23 protein-coding genes are annotated in these 23,564 nt (G+C 63.3%); 20 read left to right on the top strand and 3 right to left on the bottom strand.

Going from position 1 to position 23,564, the window contains the following annotated elements; translation table 11 throughout:
• The first annotated feature begins 3 nt into the window (after positions 1-3).
• The 12 genes from ACX3OZ_RS12235 to ACX3OZ_RS12180 all read left to right on the top strand — a co-directional run bounded on the left by ACX3OZ_RS12235 (position 4) and on the right by ACX3OZ_RS12180 (position 11,837).
• Positions 4-1,860: an ABC transporter ATP-binding protein gene (locus tag ACX3OZ_RS12235; protein ID WP_459104597.1), complete on the top strand. Its 1,857-nt coding sequence runs from the start codon at positions 4-6 to the stop codon at positions 1,858-1,860.
• Positions 1,857-3,755 (top strand): ABC transporter ATP-binding protein, encoded by a 1,899-nt coding sequence (locus tag ACX3OZ_RS12230; RefSeq protein WP_459104596.1) that lies wholly within the window; start codon positions 1,857-1,859, stop codon positions 3,753-3,755. The genes ACX3OZ_RS12235 and ACX3OZ_RS12230 overlap by 4 nt, the downstream gene beginning before the upstream one ends.
• Positions 3,756-4,044: 289 nt before the next feature.
• Entirely contained in the window at positions 4,045-4,788 is a 744-nt protein-coding gene (locus ACX3OZ_RS12225; protein ID WP_459094664.1) for a TSUP family transporter, read from the top strand.
• Positions 4,789-4,820: 32 nt separating this feature from the next.
• Positions 4,821-5,732 (top strand): LysR family transcriptional regulator, encoded by a 912-nt coding sequence (locus tag ACX3OZ_RS12220; protein WP_459094665.1) that lies wholly within the window; start codon positions 4,821-4,823, stop codon positions 5,730-5,732.
• Between the two features lie 232 nt (positions 5,733-5,964).
• Positions 5,965-6,348, top strand: coding sequence for a hypothetical protein (locus tag ACX3OZ_RS12215; RefSeq protein ID WP_459104595.1), 384 nt, complete (start codon positions 5,965-5,967; stop codon positions 6,346-6,348).
• Between the two features lie 50 nt (positions 6,349-6,398).
• The gene (locus ACX3OZ_RS12210; RefSeq protein ID WP_459104594.1) at positions 6,399-6,884 is read left to right on the top strand and encodes a copper chaperone PCu(A)C; all 486 of its coding nucleotides are present in this window, start codon (positions 6,399-6,401) and stop codon (positions 6,882-6,884) included.
• A gap of 5 nt (positions 6,885-6,889) precedes the next feature.
• Complete coding sequence (locus ACX3OZ_RS12205) at positions 6,890-7,498, top strand: SCO family protein (protein WP_459104635.1); 609 nt, start codon at positions 6,890-6,892, stop codon at positions 7,496-7,498.
• 164 nt (positions 7,499-7,662) lie between these two features.
• A complete protein-coding gene (locus tag ACX3OZ_RS12200) occupies positions 7,663-8,586 on the top strand; it encodes a siderophore ABC transporter substrate-binding protein (RefSeq protein WP_459104593.1) in 924 nt (307 codons plus the stop codon).
• Between the two features lie 72 nt (positions 8,587-8,658).
• Entirely contained in the window at positions 8,659-9,621 is a 963-nt protein-coding gene (locus ACX3OZ_RS12195) for an ABC transporter permease (protein WP_459104592.1), read from the top strand.
• On the top strand, positions 9,611-10,618 hold the full coding sequence (locus ACX3OZ_RS12190; RefSeq protein ID WP_459104591.1) for an iron chelate uptake ABC transporter family permease subunit: 1,008 nt from the start codon (positions 9,611-9,613) through the stop codon (positions 10,616-10,618). The genes ACX3OZ_RS12195 and ACX3OZ_RS12190 overlap by 11 nt, the downstream gene beginning before the upstream one ends.
• Positions 10,615-11,373, top strand: coding sequence for an iron ABC transporter ATP-binding protein (locus ACX3OZ_RS12185; RefSeq protein WP_459094671.1), 759 nt, complete (start codon positions 10,615-10,617; stop codon positions 11,371-11,373). The genes ACX3OZ_RS12190 and ACX3OZ_RS12185 overlap by 4 nt, the downstream gene beginning before the upstream one ends.
• 65 nt (positions 11,374-11,438) lie before the next feature.
• Positions 11,439-11,837, top strand: a complete 399-nt coding sequence (locus tag ACX3OZ_RS12180) for a VOC family protein (protein ID WP_459104590.1) — start codon at positions 11,439-11,441, stop codon at positions 11,835-11,837.
• A 112-nt stretch (positions 11,838-11,949) separates the two neighbouring features.
• Here ACX3OZ_RS12180 and ACX3OZ_RS12175 read toward each other — a convergent pair whose 3' ends face one another.
• Genes ACX3OZ_RS12175 through ACX3OZ_RS12165 form a run of 3 tightly spaced genes read right to left on the bottom strand, consistent with a single transcriptional unit; the run spans position 11,950 to position 15,693 of the window.
• Entirely contained in the window at positions 11,950-13,497 is a 1,548-nt protein-coding gene (locus ACX3OZ_RS12175) for a hypothetical protein (RefSeq protein ID WP_459104589.1), read from the bottom strand.
• A 4-nt stretch (positions 13,498-13,501) separates the two neighbouring features.
• Positions 13,502-14,440 (bottom strand): DUF6384 family protein, encoded by a 939-nt coding sequence (locus tag ACX3OZ_RS12170; RefSeq protein ID WP_459094674.1) that lies wholly within the window; start codon positions 14,438-14,440, stop codon positions 13,502-13,504.
• A gap of 29 nt (positions 14,441-14,469) precedes the next feature.
• Positions 14,470-15,693 carry a cell surface protein gene (locus ACX3OZ_RS12165; RefSeq protein WP_459094675.1) on the bottom strand — a complete coding sequence of 408 codons (1,224 nt, stop codon included), beginning with the start codon at positions 15,691-15,693 and terminating at the stop codon, positions 14,470-14,472.
• Positions 15,694-15,931: 238 nt separating this feature from the next.
• Here ACX3OZ_RS12165 and ACX3OZ_RS12160 point away from each other — a divergent pair, with 238 nt between their 5' ends.
• The 8 genes from ACX3OZ_RS12160 to deoC all read left to right on the top strand — a co-directional run bounded on the left by ACX3OZ_RS12160 (position 15,932) and on the right by deoC (position 23,515).
• The gene (locus ACX3OZ_RS12160) at positions 15,932-16,408 is read left to right on the top strand and encodes a CoxG family protein (protein ID WP_459094676.1); all 477 of its coding nucleotides are present in this window, start codon (positions 15,932-15,934) and stop codon (positions 16,406-16,408) included.
• A gap of 182 nt (positions 16,409-16,590) precedes the next feature.
• Positions 16,591-17,595: a BMP family lipoprotein gene (locus ACX3OZ_RS12155; protein WP_459094677.1), complete on the top strand. Its 1,005-nt coding sequence runs from the start codon at positions 16,591-16,593 to the stop codon at positions 17,593-17,595.
• An 11-nt stretch (positions 17,596-17,606) separates the two neighbouring features.
• Complete coding sequence (locus ACX3OZ_RS12150; RefSeq protein WP_459094678.1) at positions 17,607-19,199, top strand: ABC transporter ATP-binding protein; 1,593 nt, start codon at positions 17,607-17,609, stop codon at positions 19,197-19,199.
• Positions 19,196-20,329, top strand: coding sequence for an ABC transporter permease (locus ACX3OZ_RS12145; protein WP_459094679.1), 1,134 nt, complete (start codon positions 19,196-19,198; stop codon positions 20,327-20,329). The genes ACX3OZ_RS12150 and ACX3OZ_RS12145 overlap by 4 nt, the downstream gene beginning before the upstream one ends.
• 3 nt (positions 20,330-20,332) lie before the next feature.
• Complete coding sequence (locus ACX3OZ_RS12140; RefSeq protein ID WP_459094680.1) at positions 20,333-21,298, top strand: ABC transporter permease; 966 nt, start codon at positions 20,333-20,335, stop codon at positions 21,296-21,298.
• A 29-nt stretch (positions 21,299-21,327) separates the two neighbouring features.
• Positions 21,328-21,738 (top strand): cytidine deaminase, encoded by a 411-nt coding sequence (locus tag ACX3OZ_RS12135; protein ID WP_459104588.1) that lies wholly within the window; start codon positions 21,328-21,330, stop codon positions 21,736-21,738.
• Positions 21,735-22,529 carry a purine-nucleoside phosphorylase gene (locus ACX3OZ_RS12130; RefSeq protein WP_459094682.1) on the top strand — a complete coding sequence of 265 codons (795 nt, stop codon included), beginning with the start codon at positions 21,735-21,737 and terminating at the stop codon, positions 22,527-22,529. The genes ACX3OZ_RS12135 and ACX3OZ_RS12130 overlap by 4 nt, the downstream gene beginning before the upstream one ends.
• A complete protein-coding gene (deoC, locus tag ACX3OZ_RS12125; RefSeq protein ID WP_459094683.1) occupies positions 22,526-23,515 on the top strand; it encodes a deoxyribose-phosphate aldolase in 990 nt (329 codons plus the stop codon). The genes ACX3OZ_RS12130 and deoC overlap by 4 nt, the downstream gene beginning before the upstream one ends.
• The last annotated feature ends 49 nt before the right edge of the window (positions 23,516-23,564 follow it).

The raw sequence follows: 23,564 nt of genomic DNA, 5'->3' as shown, positions 1-23,564 counted from the left end.
CCCTTGACCACCGAGAAGGCTGGCCGCGTCCATTCACGCGGCGATGCACGGGAACATGTGGCCGCTGCGCATGCCGGCAAAGGCCAGAGCCCGCTGACCCGGATCACGCTGTATTCGCTGCGCCATCCCTGGCAGGCGAGCGCCGCCATCGGCGCCACCATAATTGCCTCGGTGTTGCAATTGATGGTGCCGCGGCTATTGGGGCACGCGGTCGATCAGGCGCAGGGCATTCTGGGCAGTGGTGGCGAGGGGGCCGAGGCGGCGCTGTTCATGAGCGCCATGCTGCTGCTCGGCGTCTCGGTGGCGCGCGGCTGCTTCACGCTGGTGCAGAATTATTACTCGGAATCGGTGGGCCACCATGTCGGCTACGAGCTGCGGCTGGCCTTTTACGACAAGGTGCAGCGCCTGTCCTATTCCTATCACGACAAGGTCCATACCGGCGATCTGATCACCATGGGCCTGCTCGATCTCGACGGCGTGCGGATGTTTTTCTCCACCGGCTTCGTGCGCATGATCCTGCTCTCGGTGCTGATCGGGGTCGGCGCCTTTATGCTGCTGACCACCGATGTGGTGCTGGGGCTGCTGGCGCTGAGCTTTGTGCCCTTCGTCGCCTGGCGCTCGTCCTCGGCCCAGCTGACCCTGCGCGCCACCTGGGTCATCCTGCAGCAGAAGCTCTCGGCGCTGACCCGGGTGATGGAAGAAAATCTCGGCGGCATTCGCGTCGTGCGGGCGTTTTCGGCGCAGGATTTCGAGCTGGCCAAGTTCGACCAGGCCTCCAAGGAGGCGTTGGAGCTGGCGCATGATCGCGTCCGCATCCGGGTGCGCAACACCTCGGCCATGACCTTTTCCTTCTTCGCCGCCATGGGGCTGGTGCTGTGGGTCGGCGGCAACAAGGTGATTGCCGGCGAGATGAGCGTCGGCACGCTGGCCAGCTTTCTCACCTTCATGACCATTCTGCAGATGCCGGTGCGTCAGCTCGGCCTGATGGTCAACTCCTTCGCCCGCGCCTCCACCTGCGGCGAGCGCTTCTACGCCTTCCTCGATCAGCCGCTGGCCATTGTCGATGCGCCCGGCGTGCCGGACCTCAAGGTCACCGAGGGCACGCTGCGCTTCGAGGATGTGCATTTCACTTATGAGGGCGCCACCCATGCCACGCTGAACGGCGTGTCGTTCGAGGCCAAGGCCGGCCAGACCATCGGCATTGTCGGTGCGCCGGGCAGCGGCAAGTCGACCCTCGCCCATCTGATCCCGCGTTTTTACGATGTCAGCGGCGGCAAGATCACCATTGATGGGCAGGATGTCAGCCAGGTGTCGCTGCAATCTTTACGCCGGGCCGTCGCCGTGGTGCAGCAGGACAGCTTCCTCTTCACCACCACCATCGAGAACAACATTGCCTATGGCGATCCCTGGTCCAAGGAGACCAAGATCGAAAAGGCTGCTGAAAGCGCCCAGTTGCACAGCTACATCATGGGCCTGCCCGCCGGTTACGACACGGTGGTGGGCGAGCGTGGCGTGTCGCTCTCGGGCGGCCAGCGGCAGCGCCTGTCGATTGCCCGCAGCCTGGTGCTCAAACCCGCGGTGATGGTGTTTGACGATAGCACCGCCGCCATCGATGCCGGCACCGAACACCGCATCCGCAGCGCCATCCGCCGCTATGCCAGCAACCGGGTGACGCTGGTGATCAGCCATCGCCTCAGCTCGCTGCTGCATGCCGACACCATCCTGTTTCTCGAAGACGGCAAGATCATCGAGCAGGGCAGCCACGAGGAGCTGCTGGCACAGGGCGGCCGCTACCGCGCGCTCTATGATTTGCAGACCCGTCCCACCGACGACCTTGAGCTGGGGAGCGCTGCCCAATGAGCGCCATTGACGAAGACGACCGCGACGTCGCCGCTTTCCCGGGCCAGCGCCCGCCCCGCGCCAGCGTCGGCAGCCACCGCATCGAAGAAGAGATTTTCGGCAAGGCCTATGATCCGCGCACGGTGCGCCGCATCTGGGCGTTCGTCGCGCCCTATCAGGCCAAGATCTATCTGTCGGTCGCGGCAGTGCTGATCTTTACCCTGACCCAATTGGCGATTCCGCTGATCATCGGCCGCGCCATCGACAGCGGCATGACCGAGGGTGGCAACACCACCAATCTGTTATGGGCTGCCGGCTCGTTCGCGCTGGTGGTGGTGATCAATTTCGCCGCCTCCTGGGTGCAGGAAAGCCAGGTCGGGCAGGTGGCCGAGCATGTGCTGTTCGACATGCGCCGCGCCATGTTTGCCCAATTGCAGCGCGTGTCGCTGAGCTTCATGGACAAGACCGAGGTCGGCCGGCTGATGAGCCGGCTGCAGGGCGACGTCAGCTCGATGCAGGAATTCCTCGAAACCTCGGTGATCTCGGTCGGCGATCTGGTGCTGCTATTCGGCATTGTCGCCGTGCTGCTGACGCTCGACTTCCGCCTCGGGCTGCTGACGCTCTCCACCATGCCGGTGCTGTTCATCGTGCGCATTTTCTGGCTGCCGCCGGCCAAGCGCGCTTTCTGGGCGGCGCATGAGACCAATTCGATCACCGCCGGCGCCATGGCCGAAGGCATTAACGGCGTCCGCACCGTGCAGAATCTGGATCGCCAGAAGGTCAATTTCGACCTGTATGACGACAAGGCCTACAACAATCTGCAGACCCAGCTCACCGGTTCGCGCTTTGCCCAGGTGATGGTGCCGATCGTCGACAGCCTCACCGGCATCGCCATGGCCATCGTCATCGTGGTCGGCGGCTCGCTGGTGCTCAATGGCAGTCTGGAGATCGGCGTCATCGTGGCGTTCATCTTCTACATCCAGCGTTTCTTCGACCCGATCCGCTCGCTGACCATGCAATATTCCATCATGCAGCGCGCCATGACCTCGGGCCGCCGCATCACCGAAGTGCTCGATATTCCCGCCTCGATCACCGACAAGCCCGACGCCGTGGTGCTGACGCGCGACATGGACGGCTCGGTGGAGTTCCGCGACGTGGTGTTCGGCTATAGCGCCGACCGCCCGGTGCTGAAAAATGTCAGCTTTACCGTCAAGCCGGGCGAGACCGTGGCGCTGGTCGGGCCGACCGGCTCGGGCAAGACTTCGGCCATGTCGCTGGTGCACCGCTTCTACGAGGTGCAGGGCGGCGCGGTGCTGGTGGGTGGCCATGACGTGCGCGACATCACCCAGGAATCGCTGGGCGAGCAGGTCGCCATGGTGTTGCAGGAGCCGTTCCTGTTCACCGGCAGCGTGTTCGACAATATCCGCTACAACAAGGCCTCGGCGACGCTGGACGATGTGATCGCGGCGTCGAAGGCCGTCGGCGCGCATGAGTTCATCACCCGCCTGCCGGGCGGCTATGACAGCGTGCTGGAACAGCGCGGCTCCAATCTGTCGCTGGGGCAGCGCCAATTGCTCAGCTTCGCCCGGGCGCTGGTGGCTGACGCCAAAATCCTGGTGCTCGACGAGGCCACCGCCAATATCGATTCCTACACCGAGCGGCAGATCCAGAAGGCGCTGCTGACCCTGCTCGAAGGCCGCACCGGCATGGTGATCGCCCATCGGCTGGCCACCATTCGCGGCGCCGACCGCATCATCGTGCTGCAGAATGGCGAGATGATCGAAACCGGCAATCACGACGAGCTGATGGCCAGGGAAGGGCTCTACGCCAAGCTGTATAATATGAACTATGCCAGCTTTGACGATATCCCGGACGATCTGGTGGCGCAGGCCAATGCGCGGGCGGCGAGTACGTGAGCGTTCGTCCTGAATTTTGATTGTGTGGCTCCACCCCCTCCTAGCCTCCCCCATCAAGGGGGAGGTACAGATCGAGCTTTGGGCAGCATCTCGTAACACCCACGGCGTCACCCCGGCCTTGAGCCGGGGCCCATCCCCCGATCTCAGGATGGGTCCCGGCTCAAGGCCGGGATGACATCGCGTTTGCGGAACGCCTTGGCTATGCCTTCCGGCACCCCCTCATGCCGCATCTGTCATGGCGCGCTCGCTGCGGAGCGGGCATGAGTTCTTCCAATGAGGGACTGAGATAATGAGTTTGCCGATAGTCGCCATTCTGCTGGCGTCGGTGTTTTTCACCGCCACGCTGTCAGGCATTTTCGGCATGGCCGGCGGGCTGGTGCTGCTCGGCATCCTGCTGCTGATCCTGCCGGTGGGCACCGCCATTGCGGTGCAAGGCGCCATCCAGATCATCGCCAATGGCTCGCGGGCCTATTTCTCGCGCAAATTCATCGATTGGCGCGTGCTGGCGATTATGACGCTGGGGCTGTTTACCGCCGGCGTCATCCTGTTCAGCGTGCGCTACGTCCCCGATCTGGCGAGCGTTTGCATCATCATCGGCGTGTTGCCGGCGCTGTTGTGGATACCGCAATCCTGGCTGGCGCTCGATGCCAGCAAGCCGCATCACGCCTTTATTTGTGGCCTGCTCGGCGGCGGCATCAATTTGGCGGTGGGCGTGGCCGGGCCGACCATCGACATGTTCTTCATCCGCACCCCGATGGACCGGCACACCATCATCGCCACCAAGGCGGCGGCGCAGGTGATCAACCATGCCGGCAAGGTGGTGTTTTACTGGAACGCCGCCATGGTGCTGAGCGGCTGGGAATGGGGCGCGGTGGCGCTGGCGGCGCCTTTCGCCATTGCCGGCACCAGCGCCGGCTATTGGGTATTGCAGCGACTGACCGACGCCAATTTCAAGAGTTGGACGCGCCTGCTGGTCACCGCTATCGGTTTTTACTACCTGCTGCGCGGCATTTCCTTGCTGATCGGCGGCTGATCGTTATGGTGCCGCTCATCTGGGGAGATGGCATGGCACCGTTCGATAGCGTCACCGCACGCCTCATATTGCTGTTGGCCGACACCGGCTCGATTGGCCGCGCCGCCGAGCGCGAAGGCATTGCCTCGTCGGCGGTGAGCCGGCGGGTGTCCGATCTGGAAAGCCGGCTGGGCGTGGTGCTGTTCGATCGCTCGGCCCATGGCGTAAGGTTGACCACGGCCGGCGAAGCCTATGCCGATGGCTGCCGCAAAGTGTTGCGCGCCATCGCCGATCTCGACGCGGTGATGGCCGATTTCGGCAGCGGTCAGCGCGGCAGTCTGCGCCTGGCCGCCACCAGTTCGGCGCTGACCGGGCGGCTACCCGAATTGCTGGCGCATTACGCTGCCAAGCATGTCGGCATCGATCTCGACATTCAGGAAATGAGCGCCGCCAAATCGCTGCTGGCGCTGGATGAGGGACGGGCCGATATCGCCATTGTCTCCGACAACTACGATTTCACCCGTTTTGAAATCAAAGCCTTCGAGGATGACCGCGTCTGGGTACTGGCCCCGCCCGATCATCCACTGGCCGCGCGCATCGAGCCGCGCAAGGATATCGGCTTCGCCACGGTCATCGATCATCCCATTGTCGGCATTCATCTGGCCGGCTCGCTGGATCGGCTACTGGCCGAGGCTGCGAAAACCGCCGGCAAGCCGCTGCTGGAAAGCGTGCGGGTGGAAAGTTTTCCGGCGCTGGTGCGCATGGTGGAGGCCGGCTTCGGCATTGGCTTTCTGCGCTCGACGAGCCTCCATCTGCTGGCCGGCACCGATCTGGTCTGCGCCCCGCTGGCCGAGCCCTGGGCGCTGCGTCAGCTGCTGGTGGCCCGCCGCAAGACCAGCCCGCTCTCGGCGGCGATGAAGAGTTTCATCGCGCTGTGCAGCGAGACCTATGTGCCGAGCGTGTAGGGGGCTCACTGGGCCAACCTCACACACGATGTCATCCCGGCCTTGAGCCGGGACCCAGCCTGAGATGGTTGTCCGAACCACCTGGCGGCCGTGGCATGCGTCCGGGATGGGCTCGGGCTCAAGGCCGGGGTGACACCGTGGATGGGCGAGCCGAGGTGGTGAGCATCGGCATCGCGCTGCCGCGACAACTCAGCTCTTTCGTCTCGGCCTGTGGCATTCTATGAGTGAGATCATGTCCAGCCAGCGCAGCATCGGCAGAGAGATCGGGACGGCCCTGGCCGTGCTGGCCATCTATGTGCTGACGCTGCTGGCGCCGCTGCATCATGCGCGGGCCAGCCAGTTGGGCTTCGAAGAGCTGGGTTATTCCACCATCACCGCTAGCTGGGTTACCTGTACGCCAGCCGGACTGATCGGCGCCGATCAGGATAATCCGGTCAGCAAATGCCCCGCCACCGGCGTTGGCAAGACCGATCTGGTGCAGCCCACGCCTAGCGTGCTGCCCGCCGGGCTGACGCTGATGGCGCTGGCGCCGATTGCCGTGCCGACCGAACCGGCGATCATTGCGGCGGCCGCAGCGCCGCCGAGTGGACCGCGCGCGCCTCCGGTTGTGGTCTGAATTTTTGGCCGCTGGGCCAGCAAGACCAATTCAATTTCCGGAATTCCATCATGATCCGTTTGCTCAAGGCCGCCGTCGTGGCCGCCATTCTCACCGCTACCCCCGCTTTCGCCCATAATGGCGTCACGCATCTCGGGCCGATCAATATCTCGCTGCCCTTCACCCGCGCCACCCTGCCCAATGCGCCGGTCGGCGGCGGCTTCCTGACCATCGAAAATACCGGCGCCGAGGCTGACCGTCTGGTCTCGGCCACCTCGCCCGCCGCCACCAATGTGCAGATCCATGAAATGGCGCTGGAAGGCGACGTGATGAAGATGCGCCAGCTCGAAGACGGCGTTGAAATCCCGGCTGGCGAAACCATCGTGCTGGCGCCCGGCGGCATCCACATCATGTTCATGGGGCTCAATCAGGCCTTCGTCGAAGGCGAAACCGTGCCGGTGACGCTGACCTTTGAGAAGGCCGGTACGGTTGAGGTCATGCTGCCGGTCGGGGCCGCAGCCGCCGCTGCGCCGGAAGCCATGGAGCACCAGCACTAATGAATATGCATCGTTTTCGTATCGGGCTCTGGGTAGCCGTTGCCGCCGTGGCCGTGGTAGGCGCCGGCACTTATTTGCTCCGCCCGCAGCCAGCTGCCACTGCCACTGCCACCGCCACCACGGGCAGCTTCGGCGTCGGGCAATACAATCTGGTCGACCAGCGCGGCAATCCGGTGGATCAAACCGTGTTTGTCGGCAATCCCTCGGTGCTGTTTTTCGGCTTCACCCATTGCCCTGACGTTTGTCCGACCACTCTGGCCGAGATGAGCGCCTGGTTCGAGGCGCTGGGCGATGAGGGCAAGGATCTGCGCGCCTATTTCGTCACCGTCGACCCGGAACGCGATACGCCGGCCATCCTCGACGACTATGTGAGCTGGGTCAGCGACCGCATCACCGGGCTCACCGGTGAGCCAGCCGAGATCGACAAGATAGCCAAGGCCTGGGGCGCCTATCACGCCAAGGTGCCGATCGAGGGCAGCGATGACTACACCATGGATCACACCGCCTCGGTGTATCTGCTGGATCGGCAGGGCGGGTTCCAGGGCACCATCGCCTATGGCGAGGACAATGCCACCGCATTGGGTAAGCTGCGCAATCTGCTGGCTAAATCCTGATTCCAGGCCCGGCCGGATTAATTTCCGGCCGGGCAATTAAAAAGATGATGGAATGCGTCATCTTATCTTTTGACTCCGCCGATTCATCTGGCTAGTAAACCGGACCAACGCAGTCATGATTTTGACCGCGCCCCCGATTGACCGTTACTGGATTGGAAGCAGCCTTGCAGCTTACCCGTACCCCCGTACTCTTCGCCGCGCTCGTTGCCGGCGCGCTGTCGTTTTCCGCCCTGGCCGCAATGGCGCAGGACAAGGTCATTACCCACGCGCAGGGCGAGACCACGATCAGTGGCGTTCCCGCCAAGGTGCTGACGTCCGATTGGGCTGCCTTCGACAATCTGCATGCGCTCGGCGTTGCCGTCGCCGGCACCCCGGCTGGCAACGTTCCGGGCTATCTCAAGGATTTCGTGGCTGCTGATGCGCTGCCGATCGGCTCGCTGTTCGAGCCCGATTTTGAAGGCATTGCCGCCTCCGAGTCCGACCTTTACATCGTCGCCGGCCGCTCGGCCGCCGCCTATCCGACCGGCAAGGACATCCTGCCGACCATCGATTTGTCGGTGAACAATGCCGACATTATCGGTGGCCTCGAAGCCAATCTGGTGACGCTGGGCGGCATTTTCGGCCTCGAAGCCAAGGCTGCTGAACTGCAGGCCGCACTCGACGCCAAGGTCGCCGAAGTCACCGCCGCTGCCGAAGGCAAGGGCAATGCCCTGGTGCTGGTCACCAATGCCGGCAAGCTCGGCGTTTATGGCCCCGATAGCCGCGTCGCCTGGATCCACAATCAGGTCGGCATCCCCTCGGCCATGGCTGACGTCAAGGATGGCGATCACGGCGGCGACGGCGTGTCCTTCGAATATATCCTCGAAACCAATCCCGACTGGCTGTTTGTGGTCGACCGCGATGCCGGCACCGGCGAAAACGCTGGCGCCGCTGCGGCCTTGCTCGACAATGAGCTGGTCAACCAGACCAAGGCTGCCCAGGCAGGTCACATCGTTTACCTCGACCCCCAGGCCGCCTACATCACCATGCATGGCTATAACGGCGTGATGCTGATGCTCGACCAGGTGCTGGCCGGCCTCAACGGCTGATCGACCTGACTTGATCCCAGCCCGGCTGCCGCAAGGCCGCCGGGCTTCTGATGTTTTTAGGAAGGTCGGCCGGTGCGCCTGCTCATCCTCGCCATCGTGGCGACCCTGGCCCTTGCGGTCATCAGCCTGTTTGTCGGCGTCAGCGACGTGTCGCTGAGCGGTTTGCTGTCGACCAGTGCCGAAGACCGGCCGATGCAGGTGCTGCTGATCAGCCGGGTGCCGCGCACCCTGGCCATCATCCTGGCCGGCAGCTCCATGGCGGTGGCCGGGCTGGTGATGCAGATGGTGGTGCGCAATCGCTTCGTCGAACCCTCCACTGCCGGCACCACGGAATCGGCTGGGCTCGGCTTTCTTGTCGCGACGATTTTCGTGCCGGGCTGGCCGCTGATGGGCAAGATGCTGATCGCGGCAGCGTTCGCGCTGGCCGGCACGGCATTGTTCCTGCGCATCCTGCGCGTGGTGCCGCTGCGCGATGTCATGCTGGTGCCGCTGGTCGGCATCATGCTGGGCGGCATCATCGGCGCCGTCACCAGCTTCTTCGCCTATCGCTTCGATTTGATGGCGTCGATGCTCGCCTGGAACATGGGCGATTTTTCCGGCATTTTGCGCGGGCGCTATGAATTGCTGTGGATCGGGCTGGGGTGCCTGGGTCTGGCCTATGTCGCCGCCGACCGCTTCACCGTGGCCGGCATGGGCAAGGATTTCACCACCAATCTGGGGCTGAACTATCAGCGCGTCATGGTGCTGGGGCTGGTCATCGTCTCGCTGGTCAGCGCCGTGGTGCTGGTCACCGCCGGCTCCATTCCGTTTCTTGGCCTGATCATCCCCAATCTGGTCAGCCTGATGGTTGGCGACAATATGCGCCGCACCGTGCCCTGGGTGGCGGTGAGTGGCGCCGGCTTCGTGCTGGCCTGCGATATTCTGGGCCGCGTCATTCGCTATCCCTATGAAATCCCGATCAGCGTCGTGGTCGGGGTCATCGGCAGCGCCGTGTTCCTCTATCTGCTGCTGGGGACGCGTCGCCATGCCTCCTGACACCCAGACCGCTACCTTGGGCAAGCTGTCGCTGCGGCCGGTCTGGCTGACCCGCCCGGTGCTGGTGCTGCTGATCCTCGGCGCGCTGGCGCTTATTTCCGTCGCCTGCTTCATGACGCTGGGGGCCAAGGGCAGCTGGAGCTTCGTGCTGCCGTTCCGGGGGCGGAAGCTGCTGGCGCTGAGCCTGGTGGCCTATTCGGTGGCGGTGTCCACCGTGCTGTTCCAGACTGTCACCAATAACCGCATCCTGACCCCCTCGATCATGGGCTTCGACGCACTCTACATCCTGCTGCAGACCGCCGTGGTGTTCTTTCTCGGCGTCGGTGCGCTGACCGCGCTCGATCCGCAACTCCAGTTCGGCGTCGAAGTCGTCGTCATGGTGGTGTTTTCCGGCCTTCTGTTCCGCTGGCTGTTTCTGGGCGAGGAGCGCAGCCTGACCCTGCTGGTGCTGGTCGGCATCGTCTTCGGCATTCTGTTCCGCAGCCTCAGCCAGTTCATGCAGCGCATGCTCGATCCCAATGCCTTCAACGTGCTGCAGGACAGTTTTTTTGCCAGCTTCGCCACAGTGGATACGACGCTGCTGGCGGTGGCCTCGGCCATCATCATCGCCGTCACCCTTGTCGGGCTGCGATTGATGCATACCTATGACATTCTCTCGCTCGGCCGTGCCCATGCCATCAATCTGGGCGTCGACTACAAGCGCACCGTGGTCATCATCCTGATGCTGGTTTCGGTGCTGGTGGCGGTATCCACTGCGCTGGTCGGGCCGATTACTTTCTTTGGGCTGCTGGTGGCCAGTCTGGCGCATTCGCTGGTCGGCAATAGCCGCCATAAATATGTGCTGCCGGCAGCGGTGCTGCTGGCCATCACTTGCCTCGTCGGTGGCCAGACCGTGCTGGAACGCGTTTTCGCCTTCGATACCGCGCTTTCGATCATCATCGAGTTTCTCGGCGGCATCGTCTTCATCATTCTCGTCCTGCGGAGGGCTGCACGTTGATCGTCACCCATGGCGTCACCAAACATTATGGCAATGCCTGCGTCGTCGACGGCGTCTCGCTGACCCTGCCGGGCGGTGGCATCACCTCCATCATCGGTCCCAATGGCGCCGGCAAATCGACGCTGCTGTCGATGGTCAGCCGGCTGATGGCGATGGATAGCGGCACGGTGACGGTCAACGGTCTCGACGTCACCAAGACCCCCAGCGACGTGCTGGCGCGGCGGCTGTCGATCCTGCGGCAGGACAATCACATGACCGCGCGGCTCACCGTACGCGATCTGGTGAGCTTTGGCCGCTATCCCTATTCCAAGGGCCGGCTGACCCCAGAGGATCAGCGTCATATCGAGGAAGCCATCACCTATCTCAACCTGGTGGAACTGGCAGACCGCTTCCTGGATGAACTCTCGGGTGGCCAGCGCCAGCGGGCTTTCGTCGCCATGGTGCTGTGTCAGGACACCGATTATGTGCTGCTCGACGAGCCGCTCAACAATCTCGACATGAAACATGCCATGGGCATGATGAAGCTGCTGCGCCGCGCCGCCAACGAGCTGGGCAAGACCGTGGTGCTGGTGCTGCACGACATCAATTTCGCCTCCTGGTATTCCGACTACATCGTGGCGATGAAGCACGGCAAGGTGGCGGGGCAGGGCCCGGCCGACCAGATGATTGATCCGGTGGTGCTCTCGGAAATCTACGAAATGGACATCAAGGTCCACGAAATCGGCGGCCAGCGGATTTCGGTCTATTACGACTAGCTCGGCTGGCTCCACGGCGCCTGCTGGGCTAGTTTGCGCAAAATCCCGCGTATCAGGAGCCAGTCGTGAAGCCTTCGATTTCCATCATCACCATCGGGGTCGACGATCTGGAGCGGGCCTTTGCCTTCTATCGGACGCTGTTCGACATCAGCGACGAGCAGATCGGCGCCGGAGAGGACCATGTCGCCTTCTTCTTCGACAATGATTTCTCCTTTGTGCTGTTCCCGCGCGAGCAGATCGCCGAGACCGCCGGCAAGGATGCCGTGGTCGCCGGCACGCCCGGCTTCGTGCTGAGCCATCAGGCCGCGAGCGCGATCGAAGTCGATGACATCCTCGACAAGGTGCTGGTCGCCGGCGGCACCATCATCACCCCCGGTACCGAGTCCGAATGGGGCTATTCCGCCTATTTCGAGGATAGCGAAGGCAATGTCTGGGAATTGATGGCCACGCCGCCGGCGAACTGAGGCTTGTCCACCAGCCGTCACCCTCGGGCTTGACCCGAGGGCGTTATACTAGCTGCGTGTTGGGTCGGTGCAGGGCCCTCGGGTCAAGCCCGAGGGTGACGATCCGGGAGTCCTAAAACCCGCCGCCGGTCTTGAAGCCGGAATGTTTGCGCGTGCCGGTGGAGCCGGTGCGGGGGCGCGAGAAGCCGCCGCCACCGCTGCTGGAGCCACCGCCCCAGCCGCCGCCGAAGCCGCCGCTATTGCCTTTGGACTTGCCGCCGCCAAAGCTGGAATCGGGCCAGTTGAAGCTGCTGCCACCCTTGTCGGCCCAGGGCGAGCTGGAGCGCTGCCTTCCATTATTGGGCAAGCCAACGCCGCCGCCCCAGTCCGAGGTACCGGCGCTCCAGTTCTGGCTGCGCCGCCACTGATCCCAATAGCTGGCCGCGGTAATGCCGCCGCGCAGGAAGTCGTTGAGCACGTCGCCCACCAGCTTTTCGTCGCGGAAGGTCGAACGCGGATCGTCGAAGCGCTGCTTCTTGAATTCCCACTGGATGTCTTCCAGCTCGCGCCGCCGCGCCGCCAGTGTCCGTAGCCGCTCCTTCTGGTCGGCGGTTTCGGCGTCTTCGTCCTTGGCGCGGGCGCGGGCATCGTCGATCTGGGCGACGATGGTGTCGTCTTGCCCGGTGCGGGTGCGGCGGGCCTCGGCCAAGAGCGTCTGGATATCCTCGCGGCCCAGCGCCGTCGCCAGTTCCGACAAGGCGCCCTCGAAAGCGGGGTTATTGTCCTGCGACAGCAGGCCCAGCGTCTTGGCAGTGTCGTCGCGCTGGTCTTCAGTGGCGACGATCTGGCTGTCCAGCGCCTCGATCTGGTCCTGGCTGGCCTGCATCGCCTCGCGCATCGGCTTGCCGCCGGCAGCGTCGATGGCCTCGGTTTCGAGCCTGTCGACCTCGGCCTCGGCGGCACGGGCATTCTCGATCTGCCGCTCGGCATGCTCGCGCAGTCGCAGCGGGATCTCGTTGAGCATGGTGAAGTTCGGCCGCGCCTTGTGGAAGCCCACCAAGCTCGCGACCATCCCGTCGAAATAGCGGATGAGATTGCTGGCACGGTAGCTGGCGGTGCCGTAGCCGGCTTCCCACAGATACATGAACAGCGGATCGTCGCGGTAGGGCTTGCCCTTCTCGTCGCGGTCGGTCTCGGCCTGCTCGGTCTTGCGCATCGATTGCGCCGCGATCTCGCCCAGCTCGGTGGCCTGGGTCCGCTGGGCGGCGAAGGCCGGGTCGCGCGCGATGGTGGCGCCGAGCTTGGCGGCCAGCGCCTTGAGTTCGGCCTGATGGCCTTCAAAAACCTTGAGCGTCGCGGCGCGCTCGGCGGTCAGCCGACCCAAAGTCGCGTCGCATTCAGCGATGGTCTGTTCGGCCTTGCTCAAATCCTTGGCGCGGGCCTTGAGCATGTCGCGGGCTTTGGCCTCGGCGGCCGAAATGCGCCCGTCCAGCTCGCCCTGCACGGCAGGGTCGAGCCGCAGCTGCGCCAGCTGCCGGAACAGCTCGGCCTCGTTTTCCTTGATCTTGCCCAGCTTTTCAGCCGACCGGGCGAGGCGCTTGGAGATTTCCTCCTCCTCGCGCCGAATGTCGCGCATCGCCTCGTCGAGACTGGCCAGGGCTTCAGGTCCGCGGATGCTCATTGCTCTACCACCGCGTCACTGCGCCGCCGAGAACGGGCATGTTATATTCAACATCGAGGAAGCCATCCGATTTGCGGCCGACTTCATTGACCTGGATGATGCCGTCATCGCGCTTGTCGGCGGCGACCCCGTCATAAACGCTTTCCGGCACGCGCACGCCCCAGCTGGAGACGATCTCGGTTTCCCCGTTTTCTTCATTGAGAATGGGCAGGCTCAGCGTGTTGCCGTCGGCATCGATCGCTTCGACCACGATATAGTAGTTGGTGGCGGCGGTGTTGATTTCGGGGATGGTCCAGAACCCCGATTGCACATCGGCGCGATTGACCACCCGCAGCACATATTCCCGGCGCAACTGGTCGCGCAATGCGGTCAGATCGGCCACCGCCGCTTCGGCCGCTACGCGGTCGCCCTCGGCGGCAAAATTCTTGCCCCTTGTGCGCAGGGACTCGGCTTGCAGCACGGCCTGCTGCACCTTGGTTTCCTCGAAGATCGTGTCGTAGAGCCGGTCCAGCTGCGCCGGCAGGCCTTCGGCCAGCTCGATCCGCGCCTGTTCGGCCCGCCCGTTCTGATAGGGCTGCCAGACGCCAAAAAAGCCGACGCCGAGCAGGACCAGCGCTAGCAGCGCCAACCCGACCGGCTTGCCCCAGCGTTTGCGGCCGACATAGAGCCGCGCCAGCGTCGTGCCGAAGCCCGGCGCCGGCGGATCATAGGCGAAGCGGCTTTCCTGCAGTGCCGCCACACCCTCCTTGAGGATGTGGTCGGGCACTTCGATGCCCTGCTGGTGATAGATGTCGCGCAGCTTGTCGATGAGCTGGCGTTCCTTGGCATCGGTGCCAAGTTCACGCACGGCCAAGTCCTGCCGGTGACGGAGCGTGTCGACCACGTCCATCGCCAGCATGACTTCATCCAGGGGCGCAGCGGGCTTCGCTGTCACGTCACTCATAGTTGGCGTTCACCCGAGGTCAGGGCCTTTCAGTTCTTGGTTTCAAGCAGCAGCGCATTGCCATCGGCAGCCAGGGCCGCCAGCCGGCGCTTGCCGTCTTCGACAGCATCGCGGATTTCGGCGGAGTTCTTGGTCGAGGCGATGCGCATTTCGTTGATGATGGTGCGGCTCTTCTCCTGGAAGTTCACCACCGAGTCGACCAGCTTCTTGACCGCATCGGCACGCACCGTCGGGCCGTAGCCGGCCTTGACCGCCTCTTCCTGCACCTTGTCGCCGATTTCGGAGAGGGTTTCGAGGCTCTTGCTCATCCCTTCCTTCATCGCGTTGAGGGTCTGGGTCGATTCATGCAGCCCGAACATGCCAGTGAATGAGGCGCTGAGCGCCGTCAGTACCGTCTCATTGGTCGAGAAGAACGAGATCGACTGCTGATACACCCGCTCCTTGGCATTGGTGGTCTGCATCAGCCGGGCCATCACCACTTCGGAGGTGTTGTAGGAGATGGTCAGATTGTCCGAGAGATCCTTGGCGATCTGGTAGCGCTTTTCCTCGTTCTGCATGTCGCGCAGCTTTTCGTCACGATCCATTTCGAGGCGGGCGCGATCAGCCGGCACGGTGCCGGCATAGCCGGCGACGGCAGCCGAGGAGGCGTTGAGGATGTCTTTTTTGGCTTCGAGGCGGCCTTCAGCGGTATGCAGCACTTCGAGCGCCATCACTTCGGACTGCTTGAGCGCACCGCGGAAGTCGCGATAGGCCTCGAGAATGGTCTGCTCGCGGTCGATCTGGTCCTTGGTGTCCTTGGTGACCTCAAGATAGATGTCGCGGATCTTGTTGAAGCGCTGGGCGATGTCGCCGCGGCTGACCTTCATCCACACATTGGAGGCGCGCTCCAGCAGGTCGAGCTTGTTGTCGGCCAACTGGTCGACCATGCCCTTGGCGTCGTCGCGGATCGAATCGAAGCCCTTGGTGATGTCTTCGTAGCGCTCGCCGATCTTCATGGCGGCGATCTGCTCGCGCACCACTTCGTTGAAGGCGCTGGCCTGGCTGAGCGTGCGGCCGATCAGCACCACGCGGGTTTCGTCCAGTTCGGTGATCTGGCTGAGCAGCCCGGTAATCGGCTGTTCGCCCTGCTGTTCGGGCCAGATGCCCAGGTCGCGAATGGCGTTGACCGCCTTGTCCAGATACTGCAACGGCTTTTCGGCCATCACGGCGACAGAGGCCTGGCTTGGCTGTGCGGTGGTCACTTCATCGGCCATTATTCGCTCCCGTAAACTGACGCCGGACCGGCGGAAGGCGCTTGTTTGCGCTATTAGATCGCTGCTGGCTGGCCGCATGACAATTGCAACACGGGGCCGGGGCAACTATTTAGACCATATTGGTGCGAAAAAGCCGCACGTAAAGAGCGGGGTTGCACGCCATGGCCGGGAATTCCTTGTTGACCTATCAAGGCGTTAATAGGGCGGCAGCGTCCTTGCAGCCAGTTGGGCGTCACTAATGGACTTTGGAGGCCGCTATCGCGTCGCCGCGCCCCGCATCGCCGTCTGGGCCGCGCTCAACGACACCGAAGTGCTCAAGGCCGCCATTCCCGGCTGTCACCGCATCGACTGGACCAGCGAAACCGCGCTCGAACTCGAGATCAAGGTCAATCTCGGCGTGGTCCACCCGGTATTCAAAGGCGATCTGGAATTGTCCGGCATCGTGCCGGCCCAGCGCTATACCCTGTCGGGCAAGGGCAAGGGTGGCCTGCTCGGGCTGGCCGAAGGCTCGGCCGACATCATCCTGTCCGATTCCGGCGACGCAACCCTGCTGGTCTTTGCCGCCCAGGGTGGCGCCTCGGGCCAGCTCATGCGGCTGGGCAAGGCCATTATCGGCAATTCGGCGCAGAAGGTGATCGACGGCTTTTTCGAGCGCTTTGGCGTAGCGATGGGCGCCGAGGTCACGCCGCTGGAACGCGACGTGACTCCGTCCTGATCGGGCCTATTGGCATAAAGTGGCCAGCAGAACCTTGCTCAATATTTGACCATTCGGAAAAAATTGCTCGATTCCCTCTTGCGGGCGTCTCGTTTGCACGATTGTATTCGCTGTAGCGCACGAAGATTGTCCGTTGGAAGACAAGCGCCAACGCTTCAGTGCGAGACAGGGAGACGAACTCAATGAAACTCACCACCTTTACCAAGGCCATTGCCGGCGGCGTCGCGCTGAGCGCAGTCCTCACTGGCGCTGCGCTCGCTGATCCGGCGCTGATCTACGATCTGGGCGGCAAGTTCGACAAGTCCTTCAACGAAGCAGCCTATAATGGCGCCGAGAAGTGGAAGGCCGATACCGGCGGCAACTATCTCGATCTCGAACTGCAGAACGACGCCCAGCGCGAACAGGCCCTGCGCCGCTTCGCCTCCCAGGGTGCCAATCCCATCGTGGTGATGAGCTTCATGTGGGAATCGGTGCTTGGCCCGCTGGCTGCTGAGTTCCCCGACACCAATTTCGTGGTGATCGACGCCGTGGTGGATGCGCCCAACGTGCAGTCCATCCGCTTTGACGAGCATACCGGTTCGTTCCTGGTCGGCGCGCTCGCCGCCATGAAGTCCACTGCCGGCACCTATGGCTTTATCGGTGGCATGGACGTGCCGCTGATCCACCGCTTCTATTGCGGCTATGCCCAGGGCGTGAAGGCGGTCAACGCCGATGCCAAGCTGATCGAAAACTACACCGGCACCACCCCCGCTGCCTGGAATGATCCGGTGACTGCGGGCGAGCTGGCCAAGGCTTCCATTGATCAGGGCGCCGAAGTGATCTTTGCCGCTGCTGGCGGTTCGGGTCTGGGCGTGCTGCAGACCATGGCCGACAACGGCAAATACTCGATCGGCGTCGACAGCAACCAGAACTATCTGCATCCCGGTTCGGTGCTGACCTCGATGGAAAAGCGCGTCGATAACGCGGTCATCGAAGCCTTCACCAATGCTGGCGACGACGCCACCTTCAAGCCCGGCAAGATCGATCTGGGTCTGGAAGGCGACTTCGTGGGCTACGCCCTCGACGAGTACAACAAGGACCTGATCACACCAGACATGGTCACCCAGGTTGAGGCGCTCAAGGCCAAGATTCTGTCGGGCGAAATTGCCGTCCACGACTATGAATCCGACTCGAGCTGCCCGCTTTAAGCGGCCAGCGCATGAGCGATAACACAAACATCACGCAGCGGCCGGACCCGGCCGCTGCTTCCGCACCGGCGAACGGCTGGGCCATCGAGCTTGAAAAAATCAACAAGCGCTTTGGGGCCGTGCACGCCAATAAGGATATCGACCTCAAGGTCGCGCGCGGCACCATCCACGGCATTGTCGGGGAAAACGGGGCCGGCAAGTCGACACTGATGTCGATCCTCTATGGCTTCTACACCGCCGATAGCGGCAAGATCCGCGTCAATGGCGCCGAGCAGGCCATCACCGACAGCCGCCATGCGCTGGCGCTGGGTATCGGCATGGTGCACCAGCACTTCATGCTGGTCGACAATTTCTCCGTGCTCGAAAACGTCATTCTGGGCGCCGAGGATTCCGGCTTCATCAAGCCCAGCCTCGACCGTGCCCGTCGCGAACTGGACCGGCTGGAGCGCGAATACGAGCTGGAAGTCGACCCCGACGCCATCATCGAAGATGTATCGGTGGGTCAGCAGCAGCGCGTCGAAATTCTAAAGGCGCTGTATCGCGGCGCCGAAATCCTCATTCTGGACGAGCCGACCGGCGTGCTGACGCCCAAGGAAGCCGACGATCTGTTCCGCGTGCTGCGCACCCTGCGCGAGCAGGGCAAGACGGTGATCCTGATCACCCACAAGCTGCGCGAAATCATGGCCATCACCGATGCGGTGTCGGTCATGCGCCAGGGCGAGATGGTGGCGACGGTCAAGACCGCCGAAACCTCGCCCGAGCAGCTGGCCGAGCTGATGGTCGGCCGCCGCGTGCTGCTGCGCGTCGAAAAGGGCGCCGCCAATCCGGGCAAGACCCTGCTGGAAGTGCAGAACCTCGTCGTCAACGACGATATGGGCATCACCCGGGTCAAGGATGTCAGCTTCACTATCCGCGCCGGCGAAATTGTCGGCATTGCCGGCGTCTCGGGCAACGGCCAGTCCGAATTGCTCGAAGCGATCACCGGCATGCGCGACCAGCGCGCCGGCAAGGTCATTCTCAATGGCAGTCCGCTCTCGCTGCGGGGCGATGATGGCGCGGCCCGCGCCCGCGCCGCCGGCCTCGCCCATGTGCCCGAAGATCGGCAGCGCATGGGGCTGGTCACCGGTTTTGCCGAATGGGAAAACGCCATTCTGGGCTATGCCACTAGTCCTGAATATGGCGCTGGCGCCATTCTCGATATCAATGCGGCCAAGGCCAAGGCGGAGGAGCACATCAAGACCTTTGACGTGCGCCCGGCCGATATCAATCTCAAGACCGCGCTATTTTCTGGCGGCAACCAACAGAAAATCGTGCTGGCCCGCGAGATGGACCGTGACCCCGATGTGCTGGTGGTCGGGCAGCCGACGCGCGGCGTCGATATCGGCGCCATCGAATTCATCCACAACCAGATCATCAAGATGCGCGACGCGGGCAAGGCGATCCTGCTCGTCTCGGTCGAACTTGATGAAATCCGCTCGCTGGCTGACCGCATCCTGGTCATGTTCGACGGCCAGATCGTCGGCGAGGCCGATCCCGCCACCGCCACCGAAGGCCAGCTCGGCCTGATGATGGCCGGCGTCGTCGAGGAAAGGTCCGTAAAGTGAGTGCGCTCAGACCCCTGCCGCGCTGGGCCGATGTGGCCCTGCTGCCGGTGCTCAATTTGCTGCTGGCCATTCTGGTGTCGGGCCTTGTCGTGCTGATGATCGGGCAGAACCCGTTCACCGCCATCTGGGCCATCATCACCGGCGCCTTCGGCAATGGCTACAACATCGGCTATACCCTCTATTACGCCACCAATTTCGTCTTTACCGGCCTCGCCGTGGCGCTGGCGGCGCATGGCGGATTGTTCAATATCGGCGGCAATGGCCAGGCCTATGTCGCCGGACTCGGCGTCATCATCGTCTCGCTGGCCCTGCAGGATACCCATTGGCTGATCGTCGCCCCGGTGGCGCTGCTCGCCGCGGCGGTGTTCGGTGGCGCCTGGGCGTTCATTCCCGGCTATCTGCAGGCCAAGCGCGGCAGCCACGTGGTGATCACCACCATCATGTTCAACTTCATCGCCTCGGCGCTGATGATCTACATGCTCAATCGCGTCTTGAAGCCCGCCGGCGTCTCCGGCCCGGAATCGGCGATGATTGCCGAAACCGGCCGCATGCCCAAGCTGGGCAGCTTCTTCGCGCCGTTCAATTACACCCCGGTCAACCTGTCGATCTTCGTCGCCCTGCTGGCGCTGGTCGGGGTCTATATCCTGATCTGGCACACCAAATTCGGCTATGCCCTGCGCGTCATGGGGCAAAACCCCACCGCCGCCCGCTATGCCGGCATTTCCAATTCCCGCATGATCATCATCACCATGACCCTGTCAGGCGCGCTCGCCGGGCTGGTGGCCTTCAACGAAGTGCTGGGGGTGCAGAACCGGCTGGTGCTGGATTTCGTCGCCGATGCCGGCTTTGTCGGTATCGCCGTGGCGCTGATGGGGCGCAACCATCCCATCGGCATCGGGCTGGCGGCCTTGCTGTTCGGCGCGCTGTATCAGGGCGGCAATGAGCTGCAATATGTGATTTCGGGGCTCGACCGCACCGTGGTGGTGATCATCCAGGCGCTGGTCATCCTGTTCACCGGCGCCATGGAAGGGCTGTTCCGTCCGGGTCTGCAACGGACCTTCATGCTGTTCTCGCCCGAGCAAAAGGCCGAGGCCATCGCCGTGTCCACCGCCAAGACGACGGAGAGCTGAGCCATGGATATTGGCGCCATTCTCTCCATTCTCGATGCGACTTTGCGCCTGTCGACGCCGCTGCTGCTGGCGTGTCTGGCCGGCATGTATTCCGAGCGGGCCGGGGTGTTCGATATCGGGCTTGAAGGCAAGATGCTGGCGGCCGCCTTTGGCGCTGCGGCCGTGGCTGCCGTCACCGGCTCGGCCTGGCTGGGCCTCTTGGCTGGCATCGGCGTTTCGGTCGCCACGGCGGCGTTGCAGGGCGCCGCCGCGATTTCGCTCAAGGGCAATCAGCTGATTGCCGGCGTCGCCATCAACATGCTGGCGGCGGGTCTCTGCACTTTCCTCGGCCAGCAATGGTTCCACCAAGGCGGCCGCACCCCGGCGCTGGGGCCGAATGGTCGCTTCGGCACCATTGATCTGCCCTTCGTCAATGAACTCTCGGGCATCCCCATTCTCGGCCCGATCTATGCCGAGCTGATTTCGGGGCATTATCTGCTGGTCTATGTGGCCTTCCTGATGGTGCCGATCACCGCCTATGTGCTGTATCGCACCCGCTTTGGCCTGCGCCTGCGCGCCGTCGGTGAAAACCCCAAGGCGGTGGATACGGCCGGCATTTCCGTCACCAAGATGCGCTATCAGGCCGTGTTGATTACGGGCGTGCTATGCGGGCTGGCCGGGGCCTATTTCTCCATCGCCCAGGGCTCGGGCTTCGGCAATAACATGACCGCCGGCAAGGGCTTTATCGCTCTGGCAGCGCTGATCTTTGCCAAGTGGAAGCCGGTGCCGGCCATGTTTACCTGCCTGCTGTTCGGCTTCCTCGATGCGCTGCAGATCCGCCTGCAGGGCGCCAGCCTGTTCAATATCGAAATCCCGGTGCAGGCCATTCAGGCGCTGCCCTATGTGCTGACCGTGGTGCTGCTCGCCGGTTTCATCGGCAAGGCCGTCGGGCCCAAGGCCGGCGGCGTGCCCTATACCAAGGAGCGCTAGCCCCAGCGGGCGGCGCAAAAGGACGTAACATGTCGAAGACACCGACTGGAGAGGCCCTGTTCAAGGCCGCCGAAGCCATTCGTGCCAAGGCCTATGCGCCCTATTCACGCTTCTCCGTCGGGGCCGCTATTCTGGCCGATGACGGCAAGATCTACTCCGGCTGCAACATCGAAAACGCCGCCTATCCGCAGGGCAATTGCGCCGAGGCCTCGGCCATCGCCGCCATGATCGCCGGCGGCGGCAAGCGCATCACCCGCATCTATGTCACCGGCCCGGGCAAGGCGCCGGTGACCCCCTGCGGCGGCTGTCGCCAGCGCATCCGCGAATTCGCCGATCTCAGCGTGCAGGTGATCTCGCACGGCGTCGATGGCGAACCGCTGGTCTGCACCCTCGACCAGTTGCTGCCCCATAGTTTTGGCCCGGAGTATCTGCCGAAATGACCACTGCCGCCAAAATCATCCAGAACCGCGCCGGCGCCGAACCCATCACCGCCGCTCTGGTGCTCGGCTCGGGCCTGTCGGCCATTGGCGATCTGCTGGGCGACAAAATCACCATTCCCTATGGCGAGCTGGAAGGCTTTCCCGGCGGTGGCGTGTCCGGCCATGGCCGCGACCTGCTGATCGGCTCCATGGGCGGCAAGCGCCTCGCCATCCTCACCGGCCGCGAGCATTATTACGAGCACGGCAATGCCGCCGCCATGCGGCCGGCGCTGGAGGCAATGGCCGAACTCGGCACCGAGACGCTGCTGCTGACCAATTCGGCCGGTTCGCTCGACCCCCGCTTTGCGCCCGGCGATCTGATGCTGATCTCCGATCACATCAACTATGCCGGCATGAACCCGCTGATCGGCGAGCCCACCGATCGCCGCTTCGTCAATCTGGTCGATTGCTACAATCCCGCTTTGCGCGCCAAGGCCAATGCCATTGCGGCGCGGCAGGGCATCAAGCTGGGGGAGGGGATTTACCTGTGGTATTCCGGCCCCAGCTTTGAAACCGTCGCCGAAATCCAGATGGCGGTGCGACTGGGCGCCAACGCCGTTGGCATGTCGACGGCACCCGAAGTCATTCTCGGGCGTTTCCTTGGTATGAAGGTCTGGGCCTGCTCGTCCATCACCAATATGGGCGCGGGCCTCTCGACCGAAAACATCAGCCATGAGCATACCAAAACCATGGCGGTACAGGGCGCGACAAAGCTCAAGCAGCTGATCCCCGCGCTGGTGGAGGAGCTATGAGCCTGCGCGTTGTCGATACCGCCGAAACCCATATGCCGCATAAGCGCAATCCCGGTTTCCCGCTCGATCTCGATTGGGTCGAGCGCGTCCGCATGAACCGTTCGGCGCTGGAGCGCCGCGCCAGCACCATCGGCACCCGCCGCACGGTGAAAAAGGACTATCAGCTGGCCTGGCTGCTCAAGGCCATCACGTTGATCGATCTAACGACGCTCAATTCCGACGATACTGACGGGCGGGTCGAACGACTCTGCGCCAAGGCGCGCTATCCGCTGCGCCAGGACATTGTCGATCGGCTCGATATTGGCGGGCTGCGCATCCTGCCCGGCGCGGTCTGCGTCTATCATAATTTCGTCAAGACGGCGGTGGCAGCGCTTGAGGGCACCGGCATTCCCGTCGCGGCGGTCTCCACCGCTTTCCCGCATGGCCTCGCGCCCGTCGAAACCAAATTGCGCGAGATCGAGCTGTCGGTCGCTGATGGCGCCAAGGAAATCGACATCGTCATCGAGCGCGGCATGGTGCTGCGCGGCGACTGGCAGGGGCTCTACGACCAGATCCGCGCCTTCCGCAAAGCCTGCGGCGATGCCCATATCAAGACCATTCTGGGCACTGGCGAACTGGCCACCCAGACCAATATCGCCAAGGCCTCGCTGGTCTGCATGATGGCCGGCGCCGATTTCATCAAGACCTCGACCGGCAAGGAGAAGGTCAACGCCAATCTGGTCACCAGCCTGACCATGATCCGCATGATCCGCTGGTTCGCCGACGAGACCGGCATCGAGATCGGCTACAAGCCGGCCGGCGGCATCGCCACGGCCGGTGACGCCATCAAATATATGGCGCTGATGAAGGAAGAGCTGGGCACGCACTGGCTGCAGCCGCATCTGTTCCGTTTCGGCGCCTCGAGCCTGCTGACCGATATCGAGCGCCAGCTGGAGCACGGCCTGACCGGCCACTATGCGGCGGACTACCGCCAGCCGATGGTCTAGGGACCTCGGTAGTATTTTTCAGGAGGAGGCACTTGGCTCTTTTCCATCG

It is taken from the genome of Devosia sp. A369, from assembly GCF_054489345.1.
Note: the sequence above shows the minus strand (reverse complement) of the source record. Positions and strands in the feature narration are given on the sequence as shown.